This is a genomic window from Pseudarthrobacter enclensis, assembly GCF_001457025.1.
GTDB classification, from domain to species: Bacteria; Actinomycetota; Actinomycetes; order Actinomycetales; family Micrococcaceae; genus Arthrobacter; species Arthrobacter enclensis.
Genome location: NZ_KQ758599.1, coordinates 196856 through 211641, shown reverse-complemented (window position 1 = coordinate 211641; position 14786 = coordinate 196856). Strand labels below are relative to the sequence as shown.

The window sequence follows — 14786 nt, the reverse complement described above, 5'->3', positions numbered from 1 at the left end:
CCGGGGCCACACAAGGAGTCACATCATGAAAGCTCTCGTATGGCACGGCGAAGGCGATATCCGGCTGGACACCGTGGACGATCCCGCCATCCTGGACCCCAACGACGCCATTGTCCGGATCACCCGCAGCGCCATCTGCGGCACGGACCTGCACTTCATCCGCGGCACCATGTCCGGGATGAAGGAGGGCACCATCCTGGGGCACGAGGCGGTGGGTGAGGTGACCGCCGTCGGCAAGGCTGTGCGCCGGTTCGCCCCCGGCGACCGCGTGATCGTCTCCTCCACCATGTCCTGCGGGGTCTGCTGGCAGTGCCGCGCCGGGCATACGGCGCAGTGCGACACCGCCAACCCGAACGGACCGCAGGCCGGGACCTGCTTCTTCGGAGGCCCCGAAACCACCGGGCCTGTCAACGGGCTGCAGGCCGAGTACGCCCGGATCCCGTGGGCGTCCAACACCCTGACGTCCATACCGGACAACGTCAGCGACGAACAGGCCATCCTGCTCTCCGACATTTTCCCCACCTCCTGGTTCGGCGCGCAGCTGGCCGGCATCCAGCGAGGCGACACCGTGGCCGTGTACGGGGCGGGCATCGTGGGGCAGCTGGCCATCGCGTCCGCCTTCCGGCAAGGCGCGTCCCGGGTGTTCGCCATCGACGGGATCGAAACCCGGCTGGTGCAGGCACTCGACCAGAACGCCGACGTGGTCAACTTCAACAGCGAGGACCCGGTGGAGGCCCTCATGGAGGCGACCGCGGGGATCGGCGTGGATGCGGTGATCGATGCCGTGGGCGTGGATGCCCAGCGGCCCTCCTCCGGCCCCGCGGCCGCGAAGGCCGAGGAACAGGCGGAGCAGTTCGAGCAGGAAGTATCCGAGGTGGCACCGGAAACCAACGTGCAGGGCGAAAACTGGGTGCCGGGCAACGCCCCGTCCCAGGTCTCGCAGTGGAGCGTGGAGACGGTGCGGAAGTACGGGCGGATCGGCATCATCGGAGTCTATGGCCCCACCATGACGTCCTACCCGATCGGCCAGGCCATGAACAAGAACCTGACCATCCGGATGGGCAACTGCGACCACCGCTCGGTCACGCCGCCGCTGGTGGACCTGGTGGCCTCCGGCGTATTCGACCCCACGCGCTTCATCACCCAGCACGAACCCATCAGCGACGTGGTGGACGCGTACCTGAACTTCGACCGGCGCGAGGAAGGCTGGCTGAAGACCGTGCTGACCACGGACTAAGACACGCCGGCACGTCTCGATCCGGCATCAATGCCGGCGGACATGCACGCCCGGAGGCGGCAGCGGCGGGCCGCCTCCGTAGACTGCAGGCTGCACGTACGACATACAGCACCAGACGACCGTTAGCAGCAGAAACCAACCAGCAGTCTGAGCGCCCTACGGCGCATGAGGGGAACCCGAGCATGTCCGCCACACCCGGCACCAGAAGTACCAGCAAACGCAACGGGGAGGCGCCGCCCGGCCCCGCAGCCAACCGCCTCGGCAAGCCCGCCGCGGATACCCACAAAGTGGCGCCCTGGGTCTTCTGGCCCGCAGCGGCGGTCATCGTGGTTTTCGTCTTCTTCGCCACCACCTTCCCGGGCACCGCCACGGAGCTGTTCGGCTCAGTCCAGACCAACGTCATCAAGTGGTTCGGCTGGTACTACGTGGCCGCCGTCGCGCTCTTTGTGGTGTTTGCCCTGTGGATCGGGCTGAGCCGGTACGGCGACATCAAGCTCGGCAAGGACGAGGACGAGCCGGAATTCACCATGATGTCCTGGTTCGCGCTGCTGTTCGCTGCCGGGATGGGGATCGGCCTGGTCTTCTTCGGCGTGGCCGAACCGCTGAGCCATTTCGCCTCGCCACGGCCCGGCGTCGAGGGCTCACCGGTGGAACTTGCCCAGGAGGCCCTGACACAGACCTACCTGCACTGGGGGCTGCACGCCTGGGCCATCTACGTGGTGGTGGGCGTTTCCATCGCGTACGCCGTGCACCGCAGGAACCGACCCATCTCCATCCGCTGGACCCTGGAGCCGCTGCTGGGACGCAAGCGCGTTGCCGGCGCCTGGGGCAACCTGATCGACGTCGTGGCCCTGGTGGGAACGCTCTTCGGCGTGGCCACCTCCCTGGGACTGGGCGTCCTGCAGATCTCGGCCGGCCTGGAACACGCCAACATTGCCCAGGCCACCACCATGACGCAGATCGGCCTGATCCTCTGCATCATCACCCTGACCATCCTGTCCGTAGTGTCCGGTGTGGGGAAGGGCATGAAATGGCTCTCCAACACCAACCTGGTCCTGGCCGGGGTGCTGATGCTGTTTGTCCTGTTCACCGGCCCCACCCTGTTCCTGCTGCGCGAATTCGTGCAGTCCATTGGCAACTACCTGCAGAACGTCATCGGCCTGACCTTCAACACCCTGGCCTTCTCCGGCGCCGACGGCGAAGCCTGGCAGGCCGCCTGGACCACGTTCTACTGGGGCTGGTGGATCTCGTGGGCGCCGTTCGTGGGCATCTTCATCGCGCGGATCTCCAAGGGCCGCACGGTCCGGCAGTTCGTGGCCGGCGTCCTGCTGGTCCCCACCGCCATGGGCTTCCTCTGGTTCGCCGTGCTGGGTGGCGCGGGCATCCACCAGCAGCTTTTCGGCGACGGCGGCCTGGTGGACGGGGACGGGACCGTGGACACGGAAGGTGCCCTGTTCACCCTGCTCAGCAGCCTCCCGGGGAGCACCATCCTCACCATCGGGGCACTGCTCCTGATCGCCATCTTCTTCATCACGTCCGCGGACTCCGGCGCCCTGGTCATGGGCATGATTGCCACCGGCGGGGACGTGGAACCGCGCAACTGGCTCCGCATTTTCTGGGCCCTGGCAGCGGCCGCCGTCGCGATTGCGCTGCTGCTGGCCAACGGGCTTGAGGCCATCCAGACGGCGGCCATCCTCACGGCCGTACCGTTCAGCGTGGTGATCATCCTGATGTGCGTGGCCACCGCCAAGGCCTTCCACGTGGAACACCGCGCCCTGGTACGGGCCCAGCGGAAACTCGCCCGGGACGAGATGGCGGCGCACGTTACGGAGCATGTCACCGAGCACGTGCAGGACACCATGGCCGACTCCTTCCAGGAGCATTACCAGGAGCACCTGGCCGGGCAGGTCAACGAGGCCGTGGAGGCGCAGCTCAGCGAACGGTTCACGGCGGACGCGGACGACGCCGGCACGGACAACGCGGGTCCGGGAACCACTGCAGGCCAAAAGGGTTTCTATCGCCGCCCCGGCGTCCGGCGCGGCACCCGGCCCGGCCGCTGACCGCGCAGGCCGGTCAGGCTGGCCGCTGACCGAGCAGGCCGGTCAGCGCATCCCGTGGCGGCCGGAGAAGAACTGGGCCACCAGCTTCTTCGGCGCCCGGGCCGCCCAGGCTTCCACCAGGATCTCGGCAAGCTCGTCGTGGCCCATCTCGCCCAGCCTGGACTCCTGCACCAGGACAGCGTTGTACCCGTCAAAGTGCGGGACGGTGAAGAACGGCACGGAGGGGTCTTCCACCAGCGCAGACTTGGCGGCATCGTCCGGGACCACGATCACCAGCAGGTCCCGGTAGGGCTCCCCCGTTTCCGGGTCCACGGCCGTCTTGTGCGGAGCACGGTACAGCACAAAGCCCCGCCCCTTGGGCCCGCGCGGCACCTTGTAGGTGGGGCGGTCACCCCAGGATGTCCCGAGCTCCACTTCGGGCAGGCCGCGGCAGATCGCGTCGACGTCGGCGGGCGTGGCCTTTCGCTCCATCGCCACAACGTAGCCCCGCCCGGCGAAAACGGGCAAGGCCTCACGGGCACACGGCGTCGGGTAGGCTCGGGGGACCAACGCCTGAGGGGGCAGACGCATGGAACCGGAACGCACTGACGCCAGCACGTCCACAACAACACTGAGCGCGCCGGAGGCCAAGGCCCGCACGCTGAAGGGGCCGGTGATCATTGTCCTGGCGATCGTCGTGTTCCTGGCGCTCGGGGTGCTGCTGAACCCGCTGCCCAAACCGGCGGAGCTGGCCATCCTGGACCGTCCCGCAACCGCTGCCGACAACCTCCCGGATGGTGTTTCCCAGCTCCAGGACGAGGGCTACACCGTCCGGCTCGCCGCGCACGACGACGGCATCCGCTACTTCATCAGCGGAAATCCGGACCGGGAGAACCTGTGCATCACCGTATTCCCGGACAACCACCCCACCCGGTGGAGCACCGGCTGCGGAGAAGGCGCCAGGAGCGACCAGGAGATTGTGCGGACCGGGTCCAACGGCATCGTCACCGCAGTCCTGGTCCCGGACGGCTACGACGCCGCCGAGCTCGAGCGGGGCGGGTTCAAAAGGGTCCACGGGAACATTTACGCCGTCAGCACGGAGCGCGTCCCCGGCTCACGCTGACGCACGACGGCGGCACGCGGCTTCCCCGGCCCGTCACCTCGGGAAGCCACCCGCCTGCCGGACGGCCCAGTACCTCGCCGAATCGACCGCCTCGAACCCGAGGACCCAGCTGACCGCGAACAGCCCCAGGGCCAGCACGGCGACCAGCCCGCCTGCGATGATCCGCACCGGACGTCGCGGCAGGGCGAACATCGACAGTCCGGCCGCCAAGGCGCAGAGCCCGGGAACGGCAAGCCCGGCGGCGAGGGTCCACTGGCGCTTAGGAATCTCGGCCTGCCAGTAGGCCGCCGAATAGTCGTCCGGGTCCCAGTCGAACCCGGAGACGAACACAAAGAACGTGGAGATCACCGACAGGAACAGCAGCGTCCCGCCGATGACCAGCAACGATGCGCCGTCCAGCCGTTTCCCCATGCCCACCATCCAACCACGGGCAACCACACGCCCCGAGCACTGCCGAACCCGGACTCATTTGAACCCGGACTCAGCCGGGCCGTGGCGGACCGCACCGGACCGCGGAACCGCCGTCGTACTCCACCCATGCTGGCGACACGCACCTGCGCTGGCGACACGCAAAATCGCCGGCGCTAAGGCTATTACGGGTGCGGGAACGAATTTACGCGTCGAAAACGAAGAAGCGGTGCGGGGAGTCAGCCCAAGGTGCGTCGCTGCCCGTGGGGCCTCCAGCTGCTGGACCCCGCACGAGCGGGACGCAGCTCCGCCATGGCCGGCGGCTGCGGAGGAGCGGGGGGTTCAATTCCCCCCCCATCCCCGCAGCGCGGCCATGGCGGATGGTGTTGCTAATGCGAGACGCGGTAGGTGTGGCGGACATCGGTGCTCGGCTTAATGGCCGCTGCTGTAACCACCAGCGCCACGCCGCCTGCAATCCACGATGTCAACGCCGCTCCCGTGGCGCCCGTGTAGGTCCCCAGCCAAGGCGAGAGGACCAGCCCTGCGGCCAGGACCGCCTGGACGTACTCCATGGCCGGAGTTCCCGGCATGGCCAGGTTGATCAGGCCGCTGACCACCAACAGCCCGCCGAACGCGAGCATCAGGGTCATGGACATGTTTTCCTGCCGGGTCCACAGGACCGCAACCGCAGTGAAGAGTCCGGCGGCCACTGTCACCCAGTCCTGCCACCGATACCACTTAGTCACCGATTTTCCTTTCTGTCCGGAACGGTCCGGCCCACTGCCATTCCGCCCCGCGGGCACCGTGGCCCGCATTAAAAGTCAACGCCTCCGCAGGCCGCTCTTCAAGGGCTGAAAGACCCACCGACCGCGCCGGCTGCCGGGCCTGGCGGCACCGGTCCGGCCGGATGAACCCTTACCAGCCGGACGACGTCTTAAGGGTGTGGTTTTGCGAATCCTCACGGCCGTTGCCCTGTTCATCGACGCTGGGGTGCACCTCCTCCTTGCCCCGGGCCACCAGGACGCGCCGCCCGGGGTGATCAGCCAGGGCACCCTGTTCCTGTTGGAGGCTGCTGCCGCGCTCATAGTGGGCGTGTGGGTGCTGGTCCGGGGCAGCCGGGCCTCCTACGCCGCCGCCCTGGTGGTTGCCTTCACCGCGTTCGCCGCCGTGATGCTCTACCGGTATGTTGATATTCCGGCGTTCGGACCATTCCCGGCCATGTACGACCCCGTGTGGTTCTTCTCCAAGTCACTGAGTGCCGTGGCCGAAGCGGCCGGAAGCCTCCTGGCCCTTGCCGGCCTGGTCCGCAACAGCCAGAGCCGCCGCGCCCCCGGCCGGGACACGTGAAAGGTGGACACCATCGCACCCAGGCGCCCCACCCCTGCAGACCGGGTCACCCTTTTCCGCGCGGCCCTGGCCGCCTGTTGCGCCGTGCCGGCAGTGGCCTCGCTGTTCACCGGCCGGCATCCCGGCCCGGTCCTGGTGCTCCTCGGCGCATTGGCCTTCCTCCTCGACGCGGTGGACGGTGCGGTGGCCCGGCGCACGGGAACGGCCTCGGAGGCGGGTGCCCGGTTCGACGCCGCCACGGACGCCGCGCTGGTGCTGGTCCTGTCCGTGGCCACCATGACGGTGGTGGGCCCGTGGACCCTGGCCATCGGCGCCCTGTACTACGTGGTGGCCGCCGCGGCCATCGCCCGCCCGCACCTGCGCCGGCCGCTGCCGCCCAGCATCTCCCGGAAGCTGATCGGTGCCCTGCAACCGGTGGCGCTGCTGATTGCCCTGCTGCCGGGCCTGCCCCAGGCAGCCGCGGCAGCAGCTCCGGCCGTGGCACTCCCGCTGCTGGTCTTCTCCTTCGGCCGCGACGTCGTCGTGCTCGAACGGCGGCACCGCAGTGCTGCCGGTGCAGGTCGACGCGGTTCATCGTTTTCGACCCGCACATTCGTTGTCACACCCAGTATCTCCGGGTCGCCGGCGAATTCCCGCGTCAGGAACGAATATGCGCCTCGCCCACGGGAAACCGATCATGACGGCGGGACGTAGCGTCGCACTGTCCGCCTTCGTCCCCGTGGCCAGTCAGCCCGCGTCGAGGAACTCCCGGATGGCGCCGGCCATCAGCGGCGCCTGCGTCCAGTGCAGGTAATGCCCGCCCTGCACCGTCAGCACCTGGTGCCGGGCCACGTTCCGCAGCAGGTTCTCCGCCGCCGCCACCTTCCCGGCTGTCCTGTCGTTGCCCTCGTCGGCCACGAAGGCCAGGACGGGCAGGTCCGCAGGGTAAGCCACCCCGCGCAGCACTTGGGCGTTGGTGGCAATCCGCGCCGTTTCGTCGGCCACGGCAGGGTTGCCGAAATTCCACAGGGACATCATCCGAATGCGCCGGAACTCGTCCTCGGTGAAGGCTGTGCTCTGCGGATCGACGACGGCGGGAACCACCGCTGCCACGGCCCGCACCAAGCCGGTGGCCGCCAGAATCCCGGTCCAGTTGATCCCGGGCTGCGGCTCGGCCACGGGTTCGTCCCCGGGCTTGGGGATGCTGGCGTCGATGCCCACCACGGCAGCAACTTCGGGCCGGTACCGGTTGGCGTAGTCCAGCAGGTAGAAGCCGGCAATGGAGTGCCCGGCCAGGACATAGGGCTGCGGTACCTGCAGCGTGGCCAGGACCTGGTGCAGTTCGGTACTGATGTTTTCGTTGGTGCGCGGACCGGCTGCCATGTCGCTGTAGCCGTAGCCGAACCCCTCCACCACGATGACGTCGAAGCCGCCCAGTTCCCGGGCCAGCGGGGCGAAGTCCAGGCCCGGCGCCGGCGTGCCGAGCCCGCTCAGCAGGACCACCGGTGTGCCCTGCCGGGTCCCGTAGCGCATCACGTTCAGGCTGCCGCCGTCCACGGCGATCCGTTCCCCGTACGGTGCGGTGGTTGCCTTTTCCCGGGCCTCGGCCAGCACGTTCACCGCCGCAGCCACGAGGACCAGGCCGAGGAAGGCGAGCAGGACGAACCGGGCGCGGCGGAGGCCGCGCCGGGGCTTAAGGCTTGCCCCGGCGTCGGCTTCTTCCTTCAGGCGGAACATGTATCCGTGTGGACGTGGGCTCCAGCGCGCCCTTCCGGCAGCCCGCCGGGTCAGGCGGGCTTGGCGAACGCGGCTGCGCTCATGATCTCGTAGCCCACGAAGGTTTCGTCACCCTCCACCCAGGCGTCGTGGCCGGGCGGGATGGCGTAGGCGTGGCCTGCGCTGACGGTGGTCCGGGAGCCGTCCTCCATTTGAACCGTCAGGGTACCTGCGGTGCAGATGCCGAGGTGGTTGACCTGGCAGGTGTCCGTGTGGACCACAGTTTTGACCGTCTCGGACCAGCGCCAGCCCGGCTCGAACGTCAGCCTGGCAAGGGTGGTGTCGCCGATGTTCACCACATCGACCACGGTGTTCGGCGGGCGGCGTTTCTCGTCGGGCTCGTCAAACGATTTCGTATCAAGCGCTGTGACAGTTACTCCGGCCATTTTTCGTGCTCCAGACTGGGTGGGTTTTCACTGGCCCCAGCGGTATCAGCGTGCTCCCGGGCGGTGCCGGTGTCAATCCCCCGGGGACCCCTTCCGGAGGCCCTCAAATTCGGACCCTACGGTGAGGTTGGCGGCGTCATCCACCACGTCCTCCAGGTGCCCGGTACGGTGCAGGACTTCCAGCTGCCGGACCGCCCCGGTCCCAATACGCAGGAGTTCGTCGGTCAGGTCCTCCACCCGCTGCAGGTCCCCCATATCCTCCAGCGCCTCACCGATGTGCTGCAGCAGGGCGTTGACGGCGGACAGCGCCGGGCCCGGGCGGGCGGTGACCGGGTCCAGCAGTTCCCCGCGCAGTCCCCACCGGCCGGCCTTCCAGGCAGCCAGTCGCAGCAGCGCGGTGGGCACCGGGGCGGGCGCCGTCCCGGACCGCCATTCGCGGGCGGCGGTTTCCACCAGCCCCCGCACCATGCCGGCCAGCAGCACGGTGTTCTCAGCGCGCAGGCAGACGTCCGCGATCCGGACCTCCACCGTGGGGTAGTGCCGTGAGAGCCGGGCGTCGAAGTAGATCATGCCTTCGTCGAGGGCGACGCCGGTGCTCACCATGTCATGCACCAGCCGGTGGTAGGCGTCCGGTGAGCCCAGGATGTCCAGCGGCCCGGCGGACGGCCACCGGTTCCACACCTGGGAGCGGTAGCTGGCATAGCCGGTATCCTCACCATGCCAGAACGGGGAGTTGGCGCTGAGGGCCACCAGCACCGGCAGCCAGTTCCGGATCCGGTCCATCACCGCCACCCCCTCCTCCGGGGACTCGACGGCGACGTGGACGTGAGTGCCGCAGGTGAGCTGTTCCCTGGCGGTCAGGCCGTACTCCTCCACCATGGCCGCGAACCGGCGCAGCCGTACCGGGTGCGGGTCGCTTGGCAAGGGCGACGTGCCCAGTGCCGCCACCCGGACCCCCACGTCCTCGGCCGCCTGCCCGGCGATGGCCCGCCCGGCAATGATGTCCGCCTGCAGGCCGGCAAGGGTGGAGTGCGGCGGGGTGACCACCTCGATCATTTCCTGCTGGAACTCGGCGGTCAGCACCGGCCCGGCACTGGCCTCCAGTGGCCGGACATACAGGTCCAGGAGCGCTCCGGCCATCGGCACGGCCTCGCCCTTGGCCGGGTCCACCAGGAGCAGTTCCTCCTCCACACCAAAGGTGCGGATTCCCTCCCGCCCGTTGCGTGGCTGCCCGCTGTCACCCTGGTAGATGTCCATCGCCGCCGTCCTTTGCCCGTTTCATCATTGCAAGTCCGTCCCAAAAGCATGCCAGTGTCACGGCCCCGTTGTGGAGGACCTCCAGGCTGACGCTTTCATCGCTGTCATGCCAGTGGTCCTCCACCAGTCCGGTGCCGAAGAACAGGATGGGGGCGTTGATGGTGCGGGCGAGGAGGTCGGCCGGGCCGCCGCCCGCATTGCCCATGCGCCCCACCGCACCGGCTGCGAACCCTTGCGCCATGGCATGTTCCAGGATGGCGACGGCGGGATGGTCCGGTGTGCGGTAGGCCTCCTGGGCGGTGGCCAGGTCCGGTTCGAGGCTGTACCCGAACGCTCCGCCGATGGTCGCCTCACACCATTGCTCCACCAGGTCAGCCACCGTTGCCACCTTCTGGCCGGGAACGGTGCGGAAGCTCAGGTCCGCGGACGCCACAGCCGGGACCGCGGCCCGCGGCACACCGAGGGGGTCGCCGGCGAGGAGGGCAGTGGCCTCGACGGCCGGGCGCAGCCACAGCCGTTCCAGCACCGTATAGCCTTCCTCCCCGGTGATGGCAGCGGACTCCGAGCGCCGCAGCCAGTCCTCGTCGCTGTAAGGGAGGTCCGCGAGGGCCTGCCGCAGGTCCGCCGGAAGCGGCTCGACCTCGTCGTAAAATCCCGGGACGGCGATCCTGCCCTCGGCGTCATGGAGCCCTGCCAGCAGCCGGCTCAGCTCGAACGCCGGGTTGGGCGCGTTCCCGGACACCGCCCCGCTGTGCACGTCCCGTTCCGGCCCGAAGACCTTGAGTTTAACGCTCAGCATGCCGCGCAGCCCCACGCACCGTGCCGGGGAATCCTGGCGCCACAGCAGGGTATCGCTGAAGAGTACGACGTCGGCAGCGAACCTGGGTGCCTGCTCCTCCAGCAGCTGGGCCAGATGCGGCGACCCGCCCTCCTCCTCGCCCTCCACCAGGAACTTCAGATTGACGGCCGGGGCGCCGGCAGCTGAACCGGCCAGGTGCGCACGCAGCCCCTCGAGGTGCGCCAGGACCTGGCCTTTGGCGTCGGAACTGCCCCGCCCGTACAGCCGGCCCTCCCTGACCACCGGTTCGAACGGGGCGGTCTGGTCCCATTCCCCCGGCTTGGCCGCCCGGACGTCGTGGTGGCTGTATACGAGGGCGGTGGGAGCGTTCGGAGCCCGGCACCACTCCGCATACACCGCATGCGATTCGCCGGTGGGCAAGACCTCCACCACCGGAAAGCCCGTTTCACGGAAGGCGGCGGCGAGCCAGTTGGCTGAGCGGAGCAGGTCCTGACGGTGCTCCGGCATGGCGAGAACCCCGGGCACGCGCACCCACTCAGCCAGCTGCCGCTCGATCAGGCCCCCGCGGGCGCGGACATGGGCACGCAGTTGCGCGACGGCGTCGTCAGTGTCCATGTCGGTTGCCCTTTGTGCCAGGAGCTTGTTCCGGGTTTGTTCCGGGTTTGTTCCGGATTTGCTCCGGGTTTGTTTTAGGAGCGCGGCTGGGCCGGGTTGGTGGGAACTCCCTGCGACGGCGGGTTGACCGGTGGTCCGGGTGTGCTGGCCGGTTGCGGTGCTGCCGGCGCCGAGGCTGTTTCCGGGGTGTCCGGGGACTTGGGTCCGCTGGGAACCGCCCCGCCCCGGAGGTCCTGCAGCCTCTTTTCCAGGATCTGCAGGACGGGCAGCCGGTTGCCGTGCGCTTTCTCGTAGGCGGCCAGCTGGGCCACGTCCGCTTCCTCCAGCCCGTTGATGCGGGTGGGCAGGGTCCCGATGGGCAAGTGGTCGTAGTCGGGAAGGGGAAGATCCTTATGGAGGGGTCCGTCAGCCATGATGGTGTGCTCCTTGAGAAATGGAGGTGCCTGAGCACCCTGGATTTACTAAGTACCCTTACCTCTTTCAGGGTAAACGGCAGGACCCGCCGGAGGCTACGGAACAAGCCCGGAAAAAATTGGCGCCGGGCAGCAATTAGGCAACGGAATTGGGTCTTTTTGATTGCCGCGGACGGGATTACGGTGGACGGACGGAGCCACCCGTCCGGGGTGGCCGGCCCAGGAGGACTTCTTATGACATCGCACGTCGCAGACTGCAGCGTAACGAACTGTTCCTTTAACGACCACACCAACTGCAACGCCGCCGCCATCACCGTGGGCGGCGCGGAAAACCACGCCCACTGCGCCACCTTCATCGAAGTGGGGGTGCACGGCGGCCTGCCCAAGGTCCTGGCCGACGTCGGGGCGTGCCAGCGCAGCGAATGCGTCCACAACGACCACCTGATGTGCAAGGCGCCCGAGGTCCATGTGGGCCCGGGCCGCGACAACGCGGACTGCCTCACTTACGCCCACGCCTAAAGGAGCACGGCCCCAAACCACCACGAAGCGCCCGGAGCATTACGCTCCGGGTGCTTCGCTGTACTTCCGGCCCCGCCGCAGGTAAATTCGAAACAGTGACGGGCATCACGGCCCGTCCTCCACGGCCCCTCTGCACAGGCCACCAGGAGTAGCTGCTGTAGTCCGACGGCAGCGCATGATGCAGGCGCGGAATGAGCCCCACCTTGGCAACTTCGCATTTTCAGATGTTCCTTCAGCAGGCCACCAGGTTTGACCCCACCGCGGAGTCGGTCATGACTCCCGACTGCCTTTACGGTCTCTACGTCAGCTGGTGCCGGATCAACGCTTACAAACCCAAGACGGACCAGGCCTTCCGGACCGGCATGCGCCGCTGCGGCGTGGACGTTGCCAACAGCCGGCTGCACATGACGGGATCAGCCGCCGCCGATTACATCCTCAGCAGCTACCCCGACGTCGCCTGACGTTGGCCGGAGCCGCCCGGCCGTGGCACCGTCTCCGGTGTCCGCACCGAGGCCGGAAGGCCGGCGTCGTTCACCGGGCACGAAGCCGTCCGACGGCGTCAGGCGTCAAAGTGGGTGCTGACCGGAGTGTCGCCCGCCACCGAGGCGACCACCTTGGCGGCGACGTCTCGCAGTTTGATGTTGCGGGTACTGGATGCGCTCTTCAGGATCTCCATGGCGGTTTCCTGGCTGCACCGGTTTTGGCTCATGATGGCGCCGGCGGCAAGGTCAATGACCGTCCGCGAGGCCATGGCGGTGGCGAGGTCGTCACGGGCGTCAGTGAGCTGGGCGATGCGCAGCGCCAGCCGGAGCGACGTGCTCGCGTCCCGGGCAAACCGTTCGGCGGCGGTGACGGCGCCGGCGTCAAAGGCTTCCTGACCATCCGAGTAGAGGTTTAAGGCGGCCCGGGAGTTACCGTCGAGGGGAATGGGTACGGCCAGGACGGACTTGAGTGTCCCCTCGTTGACGGCTGCCACATACTCGGGCCAGCGGTCCTCACGGCGGAGGTCCGGGACGTGGATTGTGGTGTCCTGGCGGAGGGCGGAGAGGCAGGGGCCGTCCTGGAAGGTGTACTGGAACTCATCCATGGCCCGTGCCCGGTTGTCGCTGCTGGCCACCGTGGCGGCCTTCTTGCGCCGCACCAGGGTGACCGAACAGGAGACCTGCTGCCCGGCCGACGAAAGTTCCTTGGCAGCTTCGACGGACAGGTCGTGCAGAAACTCCTCCACGTGGGAGCTGGTGAGGACCAGCTCGCCGAGGCGCTGGCCCACAGGTTCTTCAGTTGTATCTGTGTCTGTAGCCATGGCCGCTTCCTGGTTGCAGCCCGTCGCAGCCTCCCCACGGACCTGGCCGGGACCCGAAGCCGCCCGGGTCCGGACGGCTCTTTCAGCCTACTCCTTCCCTGCGCCTGCGTTTTGGCCGGGTAAGCGGGTACGTCTCCTGAGAAACCTGGAACCCCACAGGCAAAGGCAGGAACCGATGGCACTTCCACGCGCCGGCGTCCGCGATACAGCCGCTTTCATGCTGGACGTTTTCTTTCCGACGGCGGCGAAGGGCGCCACCATCCGGCGGCCCCGCATCGAGGCACTGGCTGAGCGGCTGGGCCTGGACCGGAGGGCGGTGCGCCGCATGCAGGAGTTGGACAGCAGGTACCCGGACGGTCCGCTGTTGCTGCGCCTGCCCTTAAGGAAGCAGGCCATCGTCCTGCGGCCCGGGCACCTGGACGCCGTGCTGCAGCAGTCCCCCGAGCCGTTTTCGCCCGCCAGCAGCGAAAAACGCGGCGCCCTGGCCCATTTCGAGCCCCGCAATGTCCTGGTATCGACCGGCCCCGAGCGGTCCGTGCGGCGCGCCCTGCAGGAGCAGGCACTGGACACGTCCAGCCCGGTCCACCGGTTTGCGGATTGGTTCCTGCCGGTCATCCACGAGGAAGCCGAGTCCATGCTGCGAAGCGCCGGGGCCCGTGGCGTCCTGGACTGGGAAGTATTCAACGAGTCCTGGCAACGGACCGTGCGGCGGGTGGTGTTCGGGGACGCGGCCCGGGAGGATACGGAACTGACAGAGCAGCTGGCCCGGCTGCGCAAGGACGCGAACTGGTCCGGCTTCAAGCCCCGGCGGAAGCACACCAGGGCCGCGTTCCTGCGACATGTCCAGGACCGGATTGACGCCGCGGAACCAGGCAGCCTGGCGTCCGTGATGCGGGGCCGCGCCGATGAGGCAGCCCCGGCGGATCAGGTTCCGCAGTGGCTGTTCGCCTTCGAACCTGCCGGTATGGCCGCCTTCCGCGCACTGGCGCTGCTGGCCACGCACCCCGGGCAGGCGCAACTGGCCCGCGAGGAAATGGCGCGTGATACCTCCGCCGGCCGGCAGCTGCCCTTCCTGCGTGCCACCGTCCTGGAATCGCTCCGCCTCTGGCCCACTACGCCCATGATCCTCCGGCAGACCACGCGCGAGGTGGAGTGGGACGCCGGAACCATGCCGGCCCGGTGCGGGGTCCTCATTTTCACACCCTATTTCCACCGGGACGGCAGGCGGCTCCCGGACGCCGACAGGTTCGAGCCGGCGCTGTGGCTCACCACGGACCGGCAGGAAGCCGGCCCACAGGTGGACGGGGACCACGGGGACTGGGGAGTGGTCCCGTTCAGTGCCGGGCCGGTGCGCTGCCCGGGCCGGCACCTGGTCCTGCTGCTCACCAGTGCCCTGCTGGCCAACCTGCTGAGGGACACGGATTTCACCGTCCATGACGGCCATCGACTCGACCCGCGGCGGCCGCTGCCCGGAACGCTGGACAACTTCTCGCTGCGGTTCACTGCCAAACCACGGACGGTCCCCGCCGGGGACGTCCCGCCGTCGTCTTAGTTGAACCCGTCCAGGGACACCTGGTCCGGCGCC

The 14786-nt window shown here is 68.4% G+C and carries 17 protein-coding genes; 8 read left to right on the top strand and 9 right to left on the bottom strand.

The annotated features are described in order from the left end of the window. Positions 1-25: 25 nt before the first annotated feature. Together AS031_RS00975 and AS031_RS00970 are read left to right on the top strand one after the other, a co-directional pair. Positions 26-1237 (top strand): alcohol dehydrogenase catalytic domain-containing protein, encoded by a 1212-nt coding sequence (locus AS031_RS00975; RefSeq protein ID WP_058266285.1) that lies wholly within the window; start codon positions 26-28, stop codon positions 1235-1237. Between the two features lie 182 nt (positions 1238-1419). Further along, positions 1420-3297: a BCCT family transporter gene (locus AS031_RS00970; RefSeq protein ID WP_082641914.1), complete on the top strand. Its 1878-nt coding sequence runs from the start codon at positions 1420-1422 to the stop codon at positions 3295-3297. Positions 3298-3339: 42 nt separating this feature from the next. Here AS031_RS00970 and AS031_RS00965 read toward each other — a convergent pair whose 3' ends face one another. After that, on the bottom strand, positions 3340-3768 hold the full coding sequence (locus AS031_RS00965; RefSeq protein WP_058266284.1) for an MmcQ/YjbR family DNA-binding protein: 429 nt from the start codon (positions 3766-3768) through the stop codon (positions 3340-3342). Between the two features lie 97 nt (positions 3769-3865). Between AS031_RS00965 and AS031_RS00960 the strand changes: the two genes are divergently transcribed. After that, the gene (locus tag AS031_RS00960) at positions 3866-4399 is read left to right on the top strand and encodes a hypothetical protein (protein ID WP_058266283.1); all 534 of its coding nucleotides are present in this window, start codon (positions 3866-3868) and stop codon (positions 4397-4399) included. A gap of 33 nt (positions 4400-4432) precedes the next feature. On the opposite strand, the gene AS031_RS00955 is transcribed toward AS031_RS00960, so the two are convergent. Continuing rightward, a complete protein-coding gene (locus AS031_RS00955) occupies positions 4433-4810 on the bottom strand; it encodes a hypothetical protein (RefSeq protein ID WP_058266282.1) in 378 nt (125 codons plus the stop codon). A 386-nt stretch (positions 4811-5196) separates the two neighbouring features. After that, positions 5197-5553, bottom strand: a complete 357-nt coding sequence (locus AS031_RS00950) for an SPW repeat domain-containing protein (RefSeq protein WP_058266281.1) — start codon at positions 5551-5553, stop codon at positions 5197-5199. Between the two features lie 196 nt (positions 5554-5749). Between AS031_RS00950 and AS031_RS00945 the strand changes: the two genes are divergently transcribed. Beyond that, positions 5750-6154, top strand: coding sequence for a hypothetical protein (locus AS031_RS00945; RefSeq protein WP_058266280.1), 405 nt, complete (start codon positions 5750-5752; stop codon positions 6152-6154). A 3-nt stretch (positions 6155-6157) separates the two neighbouring features. After that, entirely contained in the window at positions 6158-6847 is a 690-nt protein-coding gene (locus AS031_RS00940; protein ID WP_082641912.1) for a CDP-alcohol phosphatidyltransferase family protein, read from the top strand. 33 nt (positions 6848-6880) lie between these two features. Here AS031_RS00940 and AS031_RS00935 read toward each other — a convergent pair whose 3' ends face one another. The 5 genes from AS031_RS00935 to AS031_RS00915 form a co-directional block, all read right to left on the bottom strand. Then, the gene (locus AS031_RS00935) at positions 6881-7870 is read right to left on the bottom strand and encodes an alpha/beta fold hydrolase (RefSeq protein WP_058266279.1); all 990 of its coding nucleotides are present in this window, start codon (positions 7868-7870) and stop codon (positions 6881-6883) included. Between the two features lie 50 nt (positions 7871-7920). Then, the gene (locus AS031_RS00930) at positions 7921-8295 is read right to left on the bottom strand and encodes a cupin domain-containing protein (protein ID WP_058266278.1); all 375 of its coding nucleotides are present in this window, start codon (positions 8293-8295) and stop codon (positions 7921-7923) included. 72 nt (positions 8296-8367) lie between these two features. Further along, complete coding sequence (locus AS031_RS00925; RefSeq protein ID WP_058266277.1) at positions 8368-9552, bottom strand: carboxylate-amine ligase; 1185 nt, start codon at positions 9550-9552, stop codon at positions 8368-8370. Further along, positions 9533-10966, bottom strand: a complete 1434-nt coding sequence (locus AS031_RS00920; RefSeq protein WP_074446894.1) for a M20/M25/M40 family metallo-hydrolase — start codon at positions 10964-10966, stop codon at positions 9533-9535. Before AS031_RS00920 ends, AS031_RS00925 begins: the two co-directional genes overlap by 20 nt. A gap of 74 nt (positions 10967-11040) precedes the next feature. Then, a complete protein-coding gene (locus tag AS031_RS00915; protein WP_058266276.1) occupies positions 11041-11379 on the bottom strand; it encodes a DUF8129 domain-containing protein in 339 nt (112 codons plus the stop codon). Positions 11380-11613: 234 nt separating this feature from the next. Here AS031_RS00915 and AS031_RS00910 point away from each other — a divergent pair, with 234 nt between their 5' ends. After that, positions 11614-11898: a DUF1540 domain-containing protein gene (locus AS031_RS00910; RefSeq protein WP_058266275.1), complete on the top strand. Its 285-nt coding sequence runs from the start codon at positions 11614-11616 to the stop codon at positions 11896-11898. Between the two features lie 224 nt (positions 11899-12122). Further along, complete coding sequence (locus AS031_RS00905; protein ID WP_228379530.1) at positions 12123-12359, top strand: hypothetical protein; 237 nt, start codon at positions 12123-12125, stop codon at positions 12357-12359. 98 nt (positions 12360-12457) lie between these two features. On the opposite strand, the gene AS031_RS00900 is transcribed toward AS031_RS00905, so the two are convergent. Then, positions 12458-13201 carry a GAF and ANTAR domain-containing protein gene (locus AS031_RS00900; RefSeq protein ID WP_058266274.1) on the bottom strand — a complete coding sequence of 248 codons (744 nt, stop codon included), beginning with the start codon at positions 13199-13201 and terminating at the stop codon, positions 12458-12460. Between the two features lie 175 nt (positions 13202-13376). Between AS031_RS00900 and AS031_RS00895 the strand changes: the two genes are divergently transcribed. Next, positions 13377-14753: a cytochrome P450 gene (locus AS031_RS00895; protein WP_058266273.1), complete on the top strand. Its 1377-nt coding sequence runs from the start codon at positions 13377-13379 to the stop codon at positions 14751-14753. The last annotated feature ends 33 nt before the right edge of the window (positions 14754-14786 follow it).